Annotated in this window: 15 protein-coding genes and 7 tRNA genes; 21 read left to right on the forward strand and 1 reads right to left on the reverse strand. The window is 54.7% G+C overall.

The features are described from left to right. The first annotated feature begins 213 nt into the window (after positions 1-213). The 12 genes from nagB (at position 214) to ACMWL8_RS14505 (ending at position 7,079) form a co-directional block, all read left to right on the forward strand. A complete protein-coding gene (gene nagB / locus ACMWL8_RS14450) occupies positions 214-1,014 on the forward strand; it encodes a glucosamine-6-phosphate deaminase (RefSeq protein ID WP_028012356.1) in 801 nt (266 codons plus the stop codon). A 55-nt stretch (positions 1,015-1,069) separates the two neighbouring features. Beyond that, on the forward strand, positions 1,070-2,218 hold the full coding sequence (gene nagA / locus ACMWL8_RS14455) for an N-acetylglucosamine-6-phosphate deacetylase (protein ID WP_028012355.1): 1,149 nt from the start codon (positions 1,070-1,072) through the stop codon (positions 2,216-2,218). 8 nt (positions 2,219-2,226) lie between these two features. Further along, positions 2,227-3,447 (forward strand): DNA-binding transcriptional regulator NagC, encoded by a 1,221-nt coding sequence (gene nagC / locus ACMWL8_RS14460; RefSeq protein WP_028012354.1) that lies wholly within the window; start codon positions 2,227-2,229, stop codon positions 3,445-3,447. Between the two features lie 45 nt (positions 3,448-3,492). Further along, complete coding sequence (nagD, locus tag ACMWL8_RS14465; RefSeq protein WP_045261093.1) at positions 3,493-4,245, forward strand: ribonucleotide monophosphatase NagD; 753 nt, start codon at positions 3,493-3,495, stop codon at positions 4,243-4,245. 250 nt (positions 4,246-4,495) lie between these two features. Further along, positions 4,496-6,160 (forward strand): asparagine synthase B, encoded by a 1,665-nt coding sequence (asnB, locus tag ACMWL8_RS14470; RefSeq protein WP_045261094.1) that lies wholly within the window; start codon positions 4,496-4,498, stop codon positions 6,158-6,160. 227 nt (positions 6,161-6,387) lie between these two features. Then, positions 6,388-6,464: transfer RNA gene (locus tag ACMWL8_RS14475), tRNA-Met, on the forward strand. 7 nt (positions 6,465-6,471) lie between these two features. After that, a tRNA-Leu gene (locus tag ACMWL8_RS14480) sits at positions 6,472-6,556 on the forward strand. Positions 6,557-6,579: 23 nt separating this feature from the next. Beyond that, positions 6,580-6,654, forward strand: a tRNA-Gln gene (locus tag ACMWL8_RS14485). Positions 6,655-6,686: 32 nt separating this feature from the next. Continuing rightward, positions 6,687-6,761 (forward strand) — tRNA-Gln (locus tag ACMWL8_RS14490). 17 nt (positions 6,762-6,778) lie between these two features. Then, positions 6,779-6,855: transfer RNA gene (locus ACMWL8_RS14495), tRNA-Met, on the forward strand. Positions 6,856-6,894: 39 nt separating this feature from the next. Continuing rightward, positions 6,895-6,969: transfer RNA gene (locus ACMWL8_RS14500), tRNA-Gln, on the forward strand. A gap of 35 nt (positions 6,970-7,004) precedes the next feature. Next, positions 7,005-7,079 (forward strand) — tRNA-Gln (locus tag ACMWL8_RS14505). Between the two features lie 108 nt (positions 7,080-7,187). Here the strand turns inward: ACMWL8_RS14505 and ubiF are convergent. Then, entirely contained in the window at positions 7,188-8,363 is a 1,176-nt protein-coding gene (gene ubiF / locus ACMWL8_RS14510; RefSeq protein ID WP_028012351.1) for a 3-demethoxyubiquinol 3-hydroxylase, read from the reverse strand. A gap of 135 nt (positions 8,364-8,498) precedes the next feature. Between ubiF and miaB the strand changes: the two genes are divergently transcribed. The 9 genes from miaB (at position 8,499) to ACMWL8_RS14555 (ending at position 17,661) form a co-directional block, all read left to right on the forward strand. Further along, positions 8,499-9,923 carry a tRNA (N6-isopentenyl adenosine(37)-C2)-methylthiotransferase MiaB gene (gene miaB / locus ACMWL8_RS14515; RefSeq protein WP_028012350.1) on the forward strand — a complete coding sequence of 475 codons (1,425 nt, stop codon included), beginning with the start codon at positions 8,499-8,501 and terminating at the stop codon, positions 9,921-9,923. 163 nt (positions 9,924-10,086) lie between these two features. Next, positions 10,087-11,133 (forward strand): PhoH family protein, encoded by a 1,047-nt coding sequence (locus ACMWL8_RS14520; RefSeq protein ID WP_045261009.1) that lies wholly within the window; start codon positions 10,087-10,089, stop codon positions 11,131-11,133. Continuing rightward, positions 11,130-11,597, forward strand: a complete 468-nt coding sequence (gene ybeY, locus ACMWL8_RS14525; protein WP_003858677.1) for an rRNA maturation RNase YbeY — start codon at positions 11,130-11,132, stop codon at positions 11,595-11,597. Before ACMWL8_RS14520 ends, ybeY begins: the two co-directional genes overlap by 4 nt. Before the next feature lie 84 nt (positions 11,598-11,681). Beyond that, the gene (corC, locus tag ACMWL8_RS14530; RefSeq protein WP_021242574.1) at positions 11,682-12,560 is read left to right on the forward strand and encodes a CNNM family magnesium/cobalt transport protein CorC; all 879 of its coding nucleotides are present in this window, start codon (positions 11,682-11,684) and stop codon (positions 12,558-12,560) included. Positions 12,561-12,565: 5 nt separating this feature from the next. Beyond that, complete coding sequence (gene lnt, locus ACMWL8_RS14535; protein WP_028012348.1) at positions 12,566-14,104, forward strand: apolipoprotein N-acyltransferase; 1,539 nt, start codon at positions 12,566-12,568, stop codon at positions 14,102-14,104. A gap of 355 nt (positions 14,105-14,459) precedes the next feature. Next, the gene (locus tag ACMWL8_RS14540; protein ID WP_014831086.1) at positions 14,460-15,365 is read left to right on the forward strand and encodes an amino acid ABC transporter substrate-binding protein; all 906 of its coding nucleotides are present in this window, start codon (positions 14,460-14,462) and stop codon (positions 15,363-15,365) included. Positions 15,366-15,521: 156 nt separating this feature from the next. Continuing rightward, the gene (locus ACMWL8_RS14545; RefSeq protein WP_028012347.1) at positions 15,522-16,262 is read left to right on the forward strand and encodes an amino acid ABC transporter permease; all 741 of its coding nucleotides are present in this window, start codon (positions 15,522-15,524) and stop codon (positions 16,260-16,262) included. Then, a complete protein-coding gene (gene gltK, locus ACMWL8_RS14550) occupies positions 16,262-16,936 on the forward strand; it encodes a glutamate/aspartate ABC transporter permease GltK (RefSeq protein ID WP_028012346.1) in 675 nt (224 codons plus the stop codon). The genes ACMWL8_RS14545 and gltK overlap by 1 nt, the downstream gene beginning before the upstream one ends. Next, entirely contained in the window at positions 16,936-17,661 is a 726-nt protein-coding gene (locus ACMWL8_RS14555) for an amino acid ABC transporter ATP-binding protein (RefSeq protein ID WP_014883001.1), read from the forward strand. The genes gltK and ACMWL8_RS14555 overlap by 1 nt, the downstream gene beginning before the upstream one ends. The last annotated feature ends 27 nt before the right edge of the window (positions 17,662-17,688 follow it).

Here is a 17,688-nt window from a genome sequence, read left to right on the forward strand (position 1 = left end):
AATTCGTATCGCAAATTAAACACCTATTTTTTGTGATTATTGTCACCAAATATCGTATTCCCTCCTCCCTTTCACTGGCTAACAGCCAAAACTTATTTTATCATTCAAAAAATCAAGACGGATTGATCCGGCCTGAAAGGTTCCAGGTTACGCTTAAGCATCAGGTTCCGATACCCATCCGCCCACTCTTCTACTTAAACTTTGAGGTGAACAATGAGACTGATTCCCCTGGCAACTGCTGAACAAGTCGGTAAATGGGCCGCTCGCCATATCGTTAACCGTATTAATGCCTTCAAGCCTACTGCCGATCGTCCTTTCGTTCTTGGCCTTCCAACCGGTGGTACCCCACTGACCGCGTACAAAGCGCTGGTTGAAATGCATAAAGCGGGCCAGGTTAGCTTTAAACACGTTGTGACCTTCAACATGGACGAATATGTCGGCCTGCCAAAGGAGCATCCTGAAAGCTACCATAGCTTCATGCACCGCAATTTCTTTGATCACGTTGATATCCCAGCTGAAAATATTAACCTGCTGAATGGAAATGCGCCTGATATTGACGCAGAATGCCGTCAGTACGAAGAAAAAATCCGTTCTTACGGTAAAATCCACCTGTTCATGGGTGGCGTGGGCAACGATGGTCATATCGCGTTTAACGAACCAGCCTCTTCTCTGGCTTCCCGTACCCGTATTAAAACGCTGACCCATGACACCCGCGTGGCAAACTCCCGCTTCTTTGACGGTGACGTGAACCAGGTTCCAAAATACGCCCTGACCGTTGGCGTAGGCACCCTGCTGGATGCCGAAGAGGTGATGATTCTGGTACTGGGCGGCGTGAAAGCGCAGGCGCTCCAGGCAGCCGTTGAAGGCAACGTTAACCACATGTGGACCATCAGCTGCCTGCAGCTGCATCCAAAATCAGTCATCGTCTGCGACGAACCGTCCACGATGGAGCTGAAGGTGAAAACGCTGAAATACTTCAACGAGTTAGAAGCTGAGAACATCAAAGGTCTGTAATTGAATAACCGCCTCTTCTGTCAGAGGCGGTCGCTTTTTTTAACCGGGGGTCGATATGTACGCTTTAACCCACGGTCGGATTTATACCGGCCATGAAATTCTGGATGACCATGCGATTGTTATCGCCAATGGCCTGATTGAACGTGTTTGCCCGCTGGCGGAACTGCCGCCGGAGATAGAACAGCGCTCACTCAATGGAGCAGTAATCTCCCCCGGTTTCATCGACGTACAGCTTAACGGCTGCGGCGGTGTGCAGTTCAATGACACCGCCGAGGCGGTGACGGTTGAAACGCTGGAAATCATGCAGAAAGCTAACGAGAAATCAGGCTGCACCAGCTATCTGCCGACGCTCATCACCAGCAGTGATGACCTGATGAAACAGGGTATCCGCGTGATGCGCGAATACCTCGCCAAACACCCGAACCAGGCGCTGGGTCTGCATCTGGAAGGGCCATGGCTGAACATAGTGAAAAAAGGCACGCATAACCCGGATTACGTGCGCAAGCCGGATGCTGAACTGGTCGACTACATGTGTGCCAATGCTGATGTGATCGCTAAAGTGACGCTGGCGCCTGAAATGACCGGTACTGAGGTCATCAGCAAACTGGCTGCCGCCGGGATTGTGGTTTCAGCAGGCCACTCAAACGCCACGCTGAAAGAAGCCAAAGCGGGCTTCCGTGCCGGCATTACCTTTGCGACCCACCTTTACAACGCCATGCCGTATATTACCGGCCGTGAACCGGGTCTGGTCGGGGCGATTCTCGACGAACCAGACGTCTACTGCGGCATTATCGCTGATGGCATGCACGTTGATTACACCAACATTCGCAACGCCAAACGGCTGAAAGGTGACAAGCTCTGCCTGGTCACCGATGCCACCGCGCCAGCAGGCGCAAATATTGAGCAGTTCATTTTTGCTGGTAAAACAATATACTACCGCAATGGACTGTGTGTGGATGAAAACGGTACGCTGAGTGGCTCCTCTTTGACCATGATTGAAGGGGTGCGTAATCTGGTGGAGCATTGTGGGATTGCGCTTGATGAAGTCCTGCGTATGGCTACCCTTTATCCGGCTCGCGCCATCGGCGTGGATAAACAGCTCGGCGGAATTGCACCAGGTATGGTTGCAAACCTGACGGCATTCACACACGATTATAAAATTATTAAGACCATCGTTAATGGTAACGAGGTCGTCACTGAGTAAGTAAAAGTATGACACCAGGCGGACAAGCTCAAATCGGTAATGTCGATCTCGTTAAACAACTTAACAGTGCGGCGGTTTATCGCCTGATTGACCAACATGGTCCAATCTCGCGGATCCAGATAGCCGAACAAAGCCAGCTTGCTCCCGCCAGCGTGACAAAAATTACCCGCCAGCTCATTGAGCGCGGTTTGATCAAAGAAGTCGATCAGCAGGCCTCCACCGGGGGCCGCCGCGCCATCTCCATCATTACCGAAACCCGTAACTTTCAGGCCATTGGCGTCCGGCTTGGTCGTCATGACACCACGCTCACGCTGTACGATCTGAGCAGCAAAGCCATTGCGGAAGAGCACTACCCGCTGCCCGAGCGCACTCAGGAGACGCTGGAACACGCGCTGCTGAATACTATCGCGCACTTTATTGAAAGCTGTCAGCGCAAGATCCGCGAACTGATCGCCATCTCTGTCATTCTGCCGGGCCTGGTCGACCCGGAAAGCGGTGTGATCCGATACATGCCGCATATTCAGGTTGAGAACTGGGCGCTGGTCGACGCGCTGGAAAAACGCTTTAAGGTGACCTGCTTTGTCGGCCATGATATTCGATCTTTAGCGCTGGCTGAGCACTACTTTGGTGCGAGTCAGGACTGTGAAGACTCTATTCTGGTGCGCGTACACCGCGGTACGGGCGCAGGGATTATCTCCAATGGCCGTATTTTTATTGGTCGTAACGGTAACGTTGGCGAGATCGGCCACATCCAGGTTGAACCGCTCGGCGAACGCTGCCACTGCGGCAACTTCGGCTGCCTTGAAACCATCGCCGCCAACACGGCCATCGAGCAGCGCGTTCGCCACCTGCTTGAGCAGGGTTATCAAAGCCGCGTCACGCTGGACGATTGCAAGATAGGCACCATCTGCAAAGCCGCCAATAAAGGCGACGCGCTGGCCTGTGAGGTGATCGAGCAGGTAGGTCGCCATCTGGGGAAAACCATCGCCATCGCCATTAACCTGTTTAACCCGCAGAAAGTGGTGATCGCCGGAGAGATTGTTGAAGCGGAAAAGGTGCTGCTGCCCGCTATCGAAGGCTGTATCAACACCCAGGCGCTAAAAGCATTCCGACAGAACCTCCCGGTGGTTCGTTCGAAGCTTGACCATCGCTCGGCGATTGGCGCGTTTGCGCTTGTCAAGCGCGCCATGCTCAACGGGATCCTGCTCCAGCATTTGCTGGAATCCTGATCGGACCTTATAGTAACGCCTTCTTTTTTTGATGTCGGAATGTCCATGACCATTAAGAATGTAATTTGTGATATCGACGGCGTGCTGATGCACGACAACGTTGCCGTGCCGGGTGCTGCGGAGTTTCTTCACCGCATCATCGACAAAGGAATGCCATTGGTTCTACTCACGAACTACCCTTCCCAAACCGGTCAGGATCTGGCGAACCGCTTTGCCACCGCAGGCGTCAACGTGCCGGACAGCGTGTTTTATACCTCCGCAATGGCAACGGCGGATTTCCTGAAGCGTCAGGAAGGAAAAAAAGCCTACGTGGTCGGTGAAGGCGCGCTGATCCACGAGCTGTATAAAACAGGCTTTACCATTACCGATGTGAACCCGGACTTTGTGATCGTGGGAGAAACGCGTTCCTTTAACTGGGAGATGATGCATAAAGCAGCCTACTTTGTCGCCAACGGTGCGCGCTTTATTGCCACCAACCCGGATACGCACGGCCGTGGTTTCTATCCGGCCTGCGGCGCGCTGTGCGCCGGTATTGAAAAAATCTCGGGCCGTAAGCCTTTTGTTGTCGGCAAACCGAGCCCGTGGATCATCCGCGCCGCGCTGAATACGATGCAGGCACACTCAGAAGAAACCGTCATTGTTGGCGACAACCTGCGCACCGATATTCTGGCTGGCTTCCAGGCGGGGCTTGAAACCATCCTGGTACTTTCTGGCGTCTCGCAGCTTGATGACATCGATACGATGCCCTTCCGACCAAGCTGGATTTACCCCTCTGTCGACGAAATCGACGTTATTTGATTCTGAACCACGTCCCAGGGCGTGGTTTTTCATTTTCAGCTTATACAAACAAAACACCATCTAACAAAAAACCATTTTCATTGCATAATCATCAATAAAAGGATGTGTGACGTACTCTTTTTTCACTATTCCGCAATCACTATTGCACTTTTTCCGTTTTGGCCCGTAAAACCCTTGCGCCCCTCCCCCCTTTTGCGGCATTTTCATAAGCAAGCAACATCACAATGCAACAGGGTTAACGGAGAAGGTTATGTGTTCAATTTTTGGCGTACTGGATATTAAAACTGACGCGGGCGAACTGCGTAAAAAAGCACTCGAATTGTCCCGCCTGATGCGCCATCGCGGCCCGGACTGGTCAGGCGTTTACGCCAGCGACAAAGCGATTCTGGCTCACGAACGCCTGTCGATTGTTGACGTCAACGCCGGTGCACAGCCGCTGTATAACGAGAAAAAAACGCACGCGCTGGCTGTCAACGGTGAAATTTATAACCATCAGGCGCTGCGCGCCGAGTACGGCGACCGCTACGCCTTCCAGACCGGCTCTGACTGTGAAGTGATCCTGGCGCTGTATCAGGAGAAAGGCCCGGAGTTCCTCGACGAGCTGCAAGGCATGTTTGCCTTCGCGCTGTACGACAGCGAAAAAGACGCTTACCTGATTGGCCGTGACCATATCGGTATTATCCCGCTGTACATGGGGCACGATGAACACGGCAACTTCTATGTCGCGTCCGAAATGAAAGCCCTGGTGCCGGTCTGCCGCACCATCAAAGAGTTCCCGGCGGGCAGCTATCTGTGGAGTAAAGACGGTGAAATCCGTTCGTACTACCAGCGCGACTGGTTTGACTATGACGCGGTGAAAGACAACGTGACGGATAAAGCCGAGCTGCGTCAGGCGCTGGAAGATTCCGTGAAAAGCCACCTGATGTCAGACGTGCCTTACGGCGTACTGCTCTCCGGCGGTCTGGACTCCTCCGTGATCTCCGCGATCACCAAGAAATTCGCGGCTCGTCGCGTGGAAGATCAGGAGCGCTCCGAGGCCTGGTGGCCGCAGCTGCACTCCTTTGCCGTGGGCCTGGAAGGGGCACCGGATCTGAAAGCCGCGCAGGAAGTGGCAAACCACCTCGGCACCGTTCACCACGAAATTCACTTCACCGTGCAGGAAGGCCTGGACGCGATCCGCGATGTGATCTATCACATTGAAACCTATGACGTAACCACCATTCGCGCCTCCACGCCGATGTACCTGATGTCGCGCAAGATCAAGGCGATGGGCATCAAGATGGTGCTCTCCGGTGAAGGTTCTGACGAAGTGTTTGGTGGCTACCTGTACTTCCACAAAGCGCCAAACGCCAAAGAGCTGCACGAAGAGACCGTGCGTAAACTCCAGGCGCTGCACATGTTTGACTGCGCACGCGCCAACAAAGCGATGTCGGCCTGGGGCGTGGAAGCGCGCGTACCGTTCCTGGATAAGAAATTCCTCGACGTGGCGATGCGTATCAACCCGCAGGACAAGATGTGCGGCAACGGCAAGATGGAAAAACATATCCTGCGCGAATGTTTTGAATCCTACCTGCCGGCGAGCGTGGCATGGCGTCAGAAAGAGCAGTTTTCTGATGGCGTTGGCTACAGCTGGATCGACACCCTGAAAGAGGTGGCGGCGAAGCAGATTTCTGACCAGCAGCTGGAAACCGCAAGCTTCCGCTTCCCGTACAACACGCCGGGCTCGAAAGAAGCGTACCTCTACCGTGAGATCTTTGAAGAGCTGTTCCCGGTGCCGAGCGCTGCCGAGTGTGTTCCTGGCGGTCCGTCAGTGGCCTGTTCATCTGCAAAAGCCATTGAATGGGATGAATCTTTCAAGGCGATGAACGATCCATCGGGGCGTGCGGTAGGCGTTCACCAGTCCGCCTACAAATAATCACAACGATTTCAAACAGGCCCCTCAGGGGCCTGTTTTTTTTGCCTCACATTTCACCACCAAAAACCGATTAATAACCAATAATTGCCGAATATTCGGCCACGCTGTTCGCAACCTAACCAAACAGTCACATTCCGGCTATTTTCGTTGAAAAAGGTGTTGACGCTGCAAGGGTCTATACGCATAATGCGCCCCGCAACGCCGATAAGGTAACGCGAAAAAAAGATGGCTACGTAGCTCAGTTGGTTAGAGCACATCACTCATAATGATGGGGTCACAGGTTCGAATCCCGTCGTAGCCACCATCTTTTTGCGGGAGTGGCGAAATTGGTAGACGCACCAGATTTAGGTTCTGGCGCCGCAAGGTGTGCGAGTTCAAGTCTCGCCTCCCGCACCATTCCCGGGTAAGCGTTGCACGGATGGGGTATCGCCAAGCGGTAAGGCACCGGTTTTTGATACCGGCATTCCCTGGTTCGAATCCAGGTACCCCAGCCATATTTCTTCGATTTTGCGGTTCTCCGCGGTATTGGGGTATCGCCAAGCGGTAAGGCACCGGTTTTTGATACCGGCATTCCCTGGTTCGAATCCAGGTACCCCAGCCATCGAAGACTGCAGTACTGGCTACGTAGCTCAGTTGGTTAGAGCACATCACTCATAATGATGGGGTCACAGGTTCGAATCCCGTCGTAGCCACCAAATTAAGATTATCGATTTTTTTCGGTAATAAAAAATTGTTGGGGTATCGCCAAGCGGTAAGGCACCGGATTCTGATTCCGGCATTCCGAGGTTCGAATCCTCGTACCCCAGCCAATTTAAAAGTCGTTAAGCAGTCTGTTTAACGCAATTGGGGTGTCGCCAAGCGGTAAGGCTCTGGTTTCTGATACCAGCATTCCGGGGTTCGAATCCCTGCACCCCAGCCACTTAAAACAAACAAGCCCGCTCTGCGGGCTTTTTTGTTTTTGTTGCTCAGAATAGTGCGGCCTGATGCCCTCCCCCTGCCCCTCTCCCACGGGGAGAGGGAATTAAGATTAGAGTCCGAGGGCGTATTTCAGCGCCTGACGCTTCAGCCCACCGGCACGCTCTGCCGCCATTAAGCCAATGTTACGCAGAATGCGCACCGGGGCCAGGTCATTGCTGAAACCGGCATAGAACAGATCCATCCCTGACTGCATGATGAAGTTATCCGCCATACGGCGCGTCTGGTAGCGCTTCAGTACCTGATGGCTGGCCCAGGCTTCCGCGTGAGCGCGTGCGTTGCCCAGAACGTCCAGTAACGCATCGACGTCACGGTATCCAAGGTTGACTCCCTGCCCCGCCAGAGGGTGGATGGTGTGTGCCGCATCGCCCACCAGCGCCAGCCCTTCTCGGGCATACTGTAAAGCATGACGGCGCGTGAGCGGGAATGCACCTGCGGTGACTGGCGTCACGTTGCCAAGGCGGCTCGGGAAGTGAAGCAGGATCTCGCGCTGCAACTGCTCCATCGACAGCCCCTGCAGCTGGCGAATGCGCGCCGGTTTGTCGTACCACACCAGCGAAGCCCAGTTATCAAACAGCGGCAAGAATGCATGCGGGCCGTTCGGCGTAAAGTGCTGCCAGGTGCTTTCGCCCGGCGCATTCTCACACTGAACGGTGATTAACATGCAGGATTGCTGATATTGCCAGGCATGAACCCCAATACCCGCCATCTCCCTGACCTGCGAGTTAGCGCCATCGGCCCCGACGACCAGCTTCACGGCCAGTTCATCGCCGCTGTCGAGCGTCAGCAAATAGCCGCTTTCATGAGGATGCAGTGTCTTAAGTGACGCAGGCATACGCAGCGTCACCTTCGGATGTGCCTCCAGCGCCTGCCAGAGCGCCAGCTGGAGCACGTTGTTTTCCACCATATAGCCCAGGCGCGGCAGCTTCAGCTCGGCGGCGTCAAACGACACGTGGGCATTTTCCCACTCCCAGGTTTCAAGACGGCTGTAAGGGTGTGCGCGCATCGCCTGCACCGCCTCCCAGACGCCCAGGCCGCGCAGCAGATCGACGGACGCCGCGCTGATGGCGGAAATGCGCACGTCCGGTTTGCTGGCGGGATCGAATGCCGGGGGAGCCGCCTGTTCAATAACGGTTACATCAAATCCCTGCTGCGCCAGCCCCAGCGCCAGCGCGCCGCCGACCATACCGCCGCCGACAACGGCAACTTCGGTGTGTTGGAGTGTCATGGTCAATTTTCCTTATTGGAGAATCCCTTAAGTTTACCGGATTTTTGCGGTCCTGAGACACACAACCTTCATACTGGTCACAACCCCACCAAAGCATTACAATACGCGGCTTGCAATCCTGAGCTGAGCAAGTCGATGACTAAAAAACTCCATATAAAAACCTGGGGCTGTCAGATGAACGAATACGATTCATCCAAGATGGCCGATCTGCTGGATACCACCCACGGATACCAGCTGACTGAAAATGCGAAAGAAGCCGATGTGCTGCTGCTGAACACCTGTTCAATTCGTGAAAAAGCACAGGAAAAAGTCTTTCATGTGTTAGGCCGCTGGAAGCTTCTCAAACGGAAAAATCCGGACCTGATCATTGGCGTCGGTGGCTGCGTCGCGTCGCAGGAAGGTAAGCTGATCCGTCAGAGAGCCCCGTATGTGGATATCGTCTTTGGTCCTCAGACCCTGCACCGCCTGCCGGAGATGATCAATCAGGTTCGCGGTAACCGTAGTCCGGTCGTTGACGTCAGCTTCCCGGAGATCGAGAAATTTGACCGTCTGCCAGAGCCGCGCGCCGATGGCCCGACCGCCTTCGTCTCGATCATGGAAGGCTGCAACAAATACTGTACCTACTGCGTGGTGCCTTACACCCGCGGTGAAGAGGTCAGCCGCCCTGCGGACGACATTCTGTTTGAAATTGCCCAGCTTGCCGCGCAGGGCGTTCGCGAAGTGAACCTGCTGGGCCAGAACGTTAACGCCTGGCGTGGCGAGAACTACGACGGCACCACCGGCAGCTTTGCCGAACTGCTGCGCCTGGTAGCCGCGATTGACGGCATTGACCGTATTCGCTTTACCACCAGCCATCCGATGGAGTTTACCGACGACATTATTGACGTCTATCGCGATACGCCAGAGCTGGTGAGCTTCCTGCACCTGCCGATTCAGTGCGGCTCTGACCGCGTGCTGAACCTGATGGGCCGCCCGCATACGGTGCTGGAATATAAATCCACCATCCGCAAGCTGCGTGAAGCGCGTCCGGATATCCAGATTAGCTCTGACTTTATCGTCGGCTTCCCAGGCGAAACCGCTGATGACTTCGAGCGCACCATGAAGCTCATCGGTGAAGTGAACTTTGACGTCAGTTACAGCTTCATCTTCTCAGCGCGTCCTGGCACGCCTGCGGCCGACATGGTTGATGACGTGCCGGAAGAAGAGAAAAAGCAGCGTCTGTATATTCTTCAGGAACGCATCAACCAGCAGGCCAACGCCTGGAGCCGCCGCATGCTCGGCACCGTCCAGCGCATTCTGGTGGAAGGCACCTCCCGTAAGAGCATTATGGAGCTCTCTGGTCGTACCGAGAACAACCGCGTGGTGAACTTCGAAGGCACCCCGGACATGATCGGTAAATTTGTGGACGTCGAAATTGTCGAAGTGCTGACCAACTCGCTGCGCGCGAAGGTGGTACGCACCGAGGACGAAATGGGCCTGCGTATTGCCGAGTCACCGGAATCCGTTATTTCTCGTACCCGCAAAGAAAACGATTCTGGCGTTGGGATTTACCAGCCTTGATCCTTCAGGCCTGCCTCTTCGGCAGGCCTTGTATTTCCTCTCATCACCCCCAATATCTACCGCAACGCTTGCGCCTTTATTCTGTGGCGTGAATAATTTCGGTAATGACCGTTCTATTGCGCCGTGTGGCAGCGGGTCAGTTAACCATTTAAAGAGGAACAGTTTGAACATAGATACGCGTGAAATTAGCCTTGAGCCCGCAGACAACGCTCGCCTGCTGAGCCTGTGCGGGCCGTTTGATGACAACATCAAACAACTGGAGCGACGTCTGGGTATCGAAATCAATCGTCGCGATAACCATTTCAAACTCACCGGACGCCCTATCTGCGTCAATGCGGCAGCAGATATTCTGCGCAGCCTGTATGTCGATACCGCCCCGATGCGTGGCGAGATTCAGGACATCGAACCGGAACAAATTCACCTCGCCATTAAAGAGGCCCGCGTGCTTGAGCAGAGCGCGGAAAGCGTGCCGGACTACGGCAAGGCGATCAATATCAAGACCAAGCGTGGCGTCATCAAGCCGCGTACGCCGAACCAGGCGCAGTACATCGCCAACATTCTTGACCATGACATCACCTTCGGCGTGGGTCCGGCGGGGACGGGTAAAACCTATCTGGCGGTTGCCGCTGCGGTGGATGCGCTGGAGCGTCAGGAGATCCGTCGCATCCTGCTGACCCGTCCTGCCGTTGAAGCGGGTGAAAAACTCGGCTTCCTGCCGGGCGATTTGAGTCAGAAAGTGGACCCCTATTTGCGCCCGCTGTACGACGCGCTGTTTGAAATGCTCGGCTTCGAGAAAGTGGAGAAGCTGATCGAACGTAACGTGATCGAAGTGGCCCCGCTCGCCTACATGCGCGGCCGCACGCTCAACGACGCGTTCATCATTCTCGATGAAAGCCAGAACACCACCATCGAACAGATGAAAATGTTCCTGACGCGTATCGGCTTCAACTCGAAAGCGGTGATCACCGGTGACGTCACCCAGATCGACCTGCCGCGCAGCACTAAATCAGGCCTGCGCCACGCCATTGAGGTGCTGTCAGAGGTAGACGAAATTAGCTTTAACTTCTTCCACAGTGAAGACGTCGTTCGCCACCCGGTGGTCGCGCGCATCGTTAACGCCTATGAAGCCTGGGAAGAGGCGGATCACAAACGCAGGGCCGAACAGGCCGCAGAACGTAAGCGCGAAGCGCAGGAGCAAGAACAGAAATGAGTCAGGTGATCCTCGATTTACAGCTGGCATGTGAAGACAATTCCGGCATGCCAGAAGAGGCACAGTTTCAGAAATGGCTGGATGCGGTAATCCCCCAGTTTCAGGAAGAATCAGAAGTCACGATTCGCCTGGTGGATGAAGCTGAAAGCCATGAGCTTAACCTGACCTACCGCGGGAAAGATAAGCCAACCAACGTGCTCTCTTTTCCGTTCGAAGCGCCGCCGGGTATTGAGATGCCGCTGCTGGGCGATCTGATCATCTGCCGTCAGGTGGTTGAGCAGGAAGCCAAAGAGCAGCAGAAACCGCTGGAAGCCCACTGGGCGCATATGGTGGTACACGGCAGCCTGCACCTGCTGGGCTACGACCACATTGAAGATGACGAAGCGGAAGAGATGGAGTCCCTTGAGACAGAGATAATGCTTGCTCTGGGCTATGAGGATCCGTACATTGCCGAGAAAGAATAGTCAGTTACTGACTACCATGCCGCCGCGCAGGGACATAGCGCGGCGGTTAACGTTGAACTAACAAGAGAACCCTTAACAAACGCCATGAGCGACGACAATTCACACAGTAGCGACACGACAACCAGTAAAAAGGGATTTTTCTCCCTCATTCTGAACCAGCTTTTCCACGGCGAGCCGAAAAACCGTGATGAACTGCTGGAGCTGATTCGTGATTCCGGGCAGAACGACCTTATCGACGAAGATACGCGCGAAATGCTCGAAGGGGTCATGGACATTGCCGACCAGCGCGTCCGCGACATCATGATCCCCCGCTCGCAGATGATCACCCTGAAACGTAACCAGACGCTGGACGAGTGCCTTGATGTGATCATCGAATCCGCCCACTCGCGTTTCCCGGTCATCAGCGAAGATAAAGATCACATCGAAGGGATTTTGATGGCCAAAGATCTGCTGCCGTTTATGCGCAGCGATGCCGAAGCCTTCAGCATGGAAAAAGTGTTACGCCAGGCCGTGGTCGTGCCGGAAAGTAAACGTGTGGATCGAATGCTGAAAGAGTTTCGCTCTCAGCGTTACCACATGGCGATTGTTATTGATGAATTCGGCGGTGTCTCAGGTCTTGTCACGATCGAAGATATTCTTGAGCTGATCGTGGGCGAAATCGAAGACGAGTACGACGAAGAAGAAGATATCGACTTCCGTCAGCTTAGTCGCCACACCTGGACCGTGCGCGCGCTGGCCTCGATTGAAGATTTCAACGACGCCTTCGGTACCCACTTCAGCGATGAAGAGGTCGATACCATTGGCGGGCTGGTGATGCAGGCCTTTGGCCATCTTCCGGCGCGCGGTGAGACCGTTGACATCGACGGTTACCAGTTCAAAGTGGCAATGGCCGACAGCCGACGTATTATACAGGTTCACGTCAGAACGCCGGACGATTCACCGGTGCCAAAACTGGAAGATTAATGTAAATGGCATTTGCCCCATTGCTTGAACGCCAGCGCGTCCGTTTGCTGCTGGCGCTGTTACTCGGAGCCAGCGGTACGCTGGCTTTTTCTCCTTACGATATCTGGCCCGCGGCCATTCTCTCCCTGATGGGGCTTCAGGGGTTAACCCTGAATCGTCGTCCGGTACAGGCCGCTGCGATCGGCTACTTCTGGGGGCTGGGGCTATTTGGCTCCGGCATTAACTGGGTCTACGTCAGCATCGCACAGTTTGGCGGGATGCCGGGGCCGGTTAACGTCTTCCTGGTCGTCCTGCTCGCCGCCTATCTCTCGCTCTATACCGGTCTGTTCGCCGGAATTCTCTCTCGCCTGTGGCCTAAAACCACCTGGCTGCGTGTCGCCATTGCCGCGCCGGTGGTCTGGCAGATTACCGAGTTCCTCCGCGGCTGGGTGCTGACCGGCTTCCCGTGGCTGCAGTTCGGCTACAGCCAGATTGACGGCCCGATGAAAGGTCTGGCACCGGTAATGGGCGTTGAAGCCATTAACTTCCTGCTGATGGTGGTAAGCGGCCTGCTGGTGCTGGCGCTGGTCACGCGCGGCTGGAAGCCGCTGGCTGTGGCGATGGTGCTGTTCGCTCTGCCCTTCCCGCTGCGCTATATCCAGTGGTTCACGCCCGAGCCCGAGCGCGCCATGCAGGTTTCCATGGTGCAGGGGAATATCCCGCAGTCCATGAAGTGGGACGAAAAAGAGTTGCTGAACACGCTGAAGATCTACGCCAACGCCACCGAAGAGGTGATGGGCAAATCGCAGCTGATTATCTGGCCAGAATCCGCTATTCCCGATCTGGAAATTAACCAGCAGCCGTTCCTCAACATGATGAACGATCTGCTGGTAGCGCGTGGCAGCACCCTGATTACCGGCATTGTTGATGCGCGTCTGAATCAGCAGAACCGCTACGACACCTACAACACCATTATTACGCTCGGCAAAGACAGCGAATACAGCTACCACTCCACCGACCGGTACAACAAGAACCACCTCGTGCCGTTCGGTGAATTTGTGCCGCTGGAGTCTATTTTGCGTCCGCTGGCACCGTTCTTTGACCTGCCGATGTCCTCCTTCAGCCGCGGTCCGTACGTTCAGCCCCAGCTTCACGCGCACGGTCTGGCCCTGACGGCCGCCATCTGCTACGAAATCATCCTCGGCGAGCAGGTGCGCGATAACTTCCGCCCGGACACCGACTATCTGCTGACCATCTCCAACGATGCGTGGTTCGGTAAATCAATCGGCCCGTGGCAGCACTTCCAGATGGCGCGCATGCGTTCTCTGGAGCTGGCGCGTCCGCTGCTGCGTAGCACCAATAACGGCATCACCGCCGTGATTGGCCCGCAGGGCGAAATCCAGGCCATGATCCCGCAGTTCACCCGTGAAGTGCTGACAACCAAAGTCACGCCAACCACGGGCCTGACGCCGTACGCCCGCACCGGCAACTGGCCGCTGTGGATCCTGACCGCGCTGTTCGGCTTTGGCGCCGTGCTGATGAGCCTGCGTCAGCGTCATAAATAATCTTGCCTTCTGATGCCGGGTGGCGGCTGCGCCTTACCCGGCAATTTCCTCCCAATCTTCAATTCTGGCACGCCTGTTGCTTTATTTATTCACGTAAACGCTGTCTGGCTTAACGTGCAACCTTGTCGCACCAGTGTAGATCGTCGCTAGCACCGAAACGGTGCAACGGGAGATTATTGCCTCTGAATGGTGCGGCGCGCTTCGCAAAAATAAACAATAACGCAGCAAAATCTTTACATTAAGCCAGACTAAATGTTAACAAGCTTGCATAACACTGCACTCGCATTGCGCGAGATATAACAACATCACAATGGGTATCTATGCGTCACTGGCGCTGATAAGAAAGGAGTTGGGTATGCAATTACGTAAACTGGCCACAGCAATGCTGGTTATGGGAATGTCCGCAGGCGTGGTTCACGCTGAAGACGCTCCGGCAGCAGGCAGCACTCTCGACAAGATTGCCAAAAACGGCGTCATCGTGGTCGGCCACCGTGAATCTTCCGTCCCGTTCTCTTACTACGACAACACGCAAAAAGTCGTGGGCTATTCACAGGATTACTCCAACGCTATCGTTGAAGCTGTGAAGAAAAAGCTGAACAAACCTGACCTGCAGGTGAAGCTGATCCCAATCACTTCACAGAACCGTATTCCGCTGCTGCAAAACGGCACCTTTGACTTCGAGTGTGGTTCCACCACCAACAATCTGGAGCGTCAAAAACAGGCGGCCTTCTCTGACACCATCTTTGTCGTGGGCACCCGTCTGCTGACCAAGAAGGGCGGCGCAATCAAAGATTTTGCGGACCTGAAAGGCAAAGCGGTCGTTGTGACCTCCGGTACCACTTCTGAAGTCCTGCTGCACAAGCTGAACGACGAGAAGAAAATGGATATGCGCATCATCAGCGCGAAAGACCATGGCGACTCCTTCCGTACGCTGGAAAGCGGTCGTGCCGTCGCGTTTATGATGGATGACGCCCTGCTGGCGGGCGAACGTGCGAAGGCGAAGAAACCAGACAACTGGGATATCGTCGGTACCGCGCAGTCCAAAGAAGCCTACGGCTGTATGCTGCGTAAAGACGATCCGCAGTTCAAAAAGCTGATCGATGACACTATCGCCCAGGTGCAGACCTCCGGCGAAGCGGAAAAATGGTTCGACAAGTGGTTTAAGAACCCGATTCCACCAAAAAATCTCAATATGAACTTTGAACTGTCTGACGACATGAAAGCGCTGTTCAAATCTCCAAATGACAAGGCTCTTAACTAATTAGAACAACAGGGGCGGGATCTCCTGCCCTCTCGATTGTCGGGAAGCATGGACAGACATATACGCTGAGTGGTCGTTCCCCACTCAGCGCGAAAAAAGAGCTTCTCACCAATCTTCGAGGGTAGCGCTGCTACCCTCTTTTTTCTGGAGTTTATTATGTCAATAGACTGGAACTGGGGCATCTTCCTGCAACAAGCCCCGTTCGGCAACACCACCTATCTTGGCTGGCTGTGGAGCGGCTTTCAGGTTACCGTGGCATTATCGATAACGGCGTGGATCATCGCGTTTCTTGTCGGTTCGCTGTTCGGTATTCTGCGCACCGTCCCTAACCGTTTTCTTTCAACAATTGGCACACTGTATGTGGAACTGTTCCGTAACGTTCCGCTCATCGTGCAGTTCTTTACCTGGTATCTGGTCATCCCGGAACTGCTGCCGGAAAATATTGGCATGTGGTTCAAGTCGGAGCTGGATCCGAACGTGCAGTTCTTTGTCTCCTCCATGATGTGTCTGGGGCTGTTTACCGCTGCGCGCGTTTGCGAGCAGGTGCGTGCCGCCATTCAGTCATTGCCACGCGGACAAAAAAATGCGGGCCTGGCGATGGGCCTGACCCTGCCACAAACCTACCGCTACGTGCTGCTGCCTAACGCCTACCGCGTTATCGTTCCACCGATGACCTCTGAGATGATGAACCTGGTGAAAAACTCGGCCATCGCCTCAACCATCGGCCTGGTGGATATGGCTGCACAGGCGGGCAAGCTGCTGGATTACTCCGCTCACGCGTGGGAATCCTTCACCGCGATCACGCTCGCGTATGTTCTGATTAACGCTTTCATCATGCTGGTGATGAACCTGGTTGAACGCAAAGTACGCCTGCCGGGCAATCTGGGAGGCAAATAATGTACGAATTTGACTGGAGTTCTATTGTTCCATCCATGCCTTACCTGCTCGATGGCCTGGTGATTACCCTAAAGATCACCGCGATCGCTATCGTCGTGGGTATCGTCTGGGGCACCCTGCTGGCCGTCATGCGCCTGTCGAGCTTTAAGCCGCTCGCTTGGTTTGCGACTGCCTACGTTAACGTCTTCCGCTCCATCCCGCTGGTGATGGTGCTGCTGTGGTTTTACCTGATTGTTCCAGGCTTCTTACAGAATGTGCTGGGACTGTCGCCGAAAACCGACATCCGCCTGATCTCTGCAATGGTGGCGTTCTCGATGTTTGAGGCCGCTTACTATTCAGAGATTATCCGTGCGGGTATCCAGAGCATCTCCCGTGGGCAGTCCAGCGCCGCGCTGGCGCTGGGAATGACGCACTGGCAGTCCATGCAGCTCATCATTCTGCCTCAGGCGTTTCGCGCCATGGTTCCGCTCCTGCTGACCCAGGGTATCGTGCTGTTCCAGGATACCTCTCTGGTTTACGTTCTGAGTCTGGCGGACTTCTTCCGTACCGCGTCGACCATAGGTGAACGTGATGGTACGCAGGTCGAGATGGTGCTCTTCGCGGGTGCGGTCTATTTTGTGATTAGTTTAAGCGCGTCGCTGTTGGTCAGCTGGCTGAAGAAAAGGACGGTATAATGATTTCCCTGAAAAATGTTTCTAAATGGTATGGGCACTTTCAGGTGCTGACCGACTGCTCCACCGAAGTCAAAAAAGGCGATGTGGTGGTGGTGTGCGGGCCGTCCGGTTCCGGTAAGTCTACGCTGATCAAAACGGTTAATGGTCTGGAGCCTGTGCAGCAGGGCGAAATTGTTGTTAACGGCACGAAAGTGAACGACAAGAAAACCAACCTGGCCCAGCTTCGCTCTCACGTCGGCATGGTGTTCCAGCATTTTGAGCTGTTCCCTCATCTGTCCATTATTGAGAACCTGACGCTGGCTCAGGTCAAAGTGCTCAAGCGTGATAAAAAAGCGTCGCGCGAAAAGGGGCTCAAGCTTCTGGAGCGCGTGGGGCTTTCTGCACATGCCGATAAGTTCCCGGCACAGCTTTCCGGCGGCCAGCAGCAGCGTGTGGCGATTGCGCGCGCACTGTGCATGGATCCGGTGGCGATGCTGTTCGATGAGCCCACATCAGCGCTCGATCCTGAAATGATCAACGAAGTGCTGGACGTGATGGTCGAGCTGGCGCACGAAGGGATGACCATGATGGTGGTGACGCACGAAATGGGCTTCGCCCGTAAAGTGGCCAACCGCGTGATCTTCATGGACGAAGGGAAAATTGTCGAAGACTCACCGAAAGAAGAGTTCTTCGCCAACCCGAAATCCGAACGCGCGAAAGATTTCCTCGCGAAAATCCTGCACTAATCTTCTCGGTGCGCAATCTGCGGATTG

It is taken from the genome of Enterobacter sp. 04-C-12-SI-ECC, from assembly GCF_047530715.1.
GTDB lineage: Bacteria > Pseudomonadota > Gammaproteobacteria > Enterobacterales > Enterobacteriaceae > Enterobacter > Enterobacter bugandensis.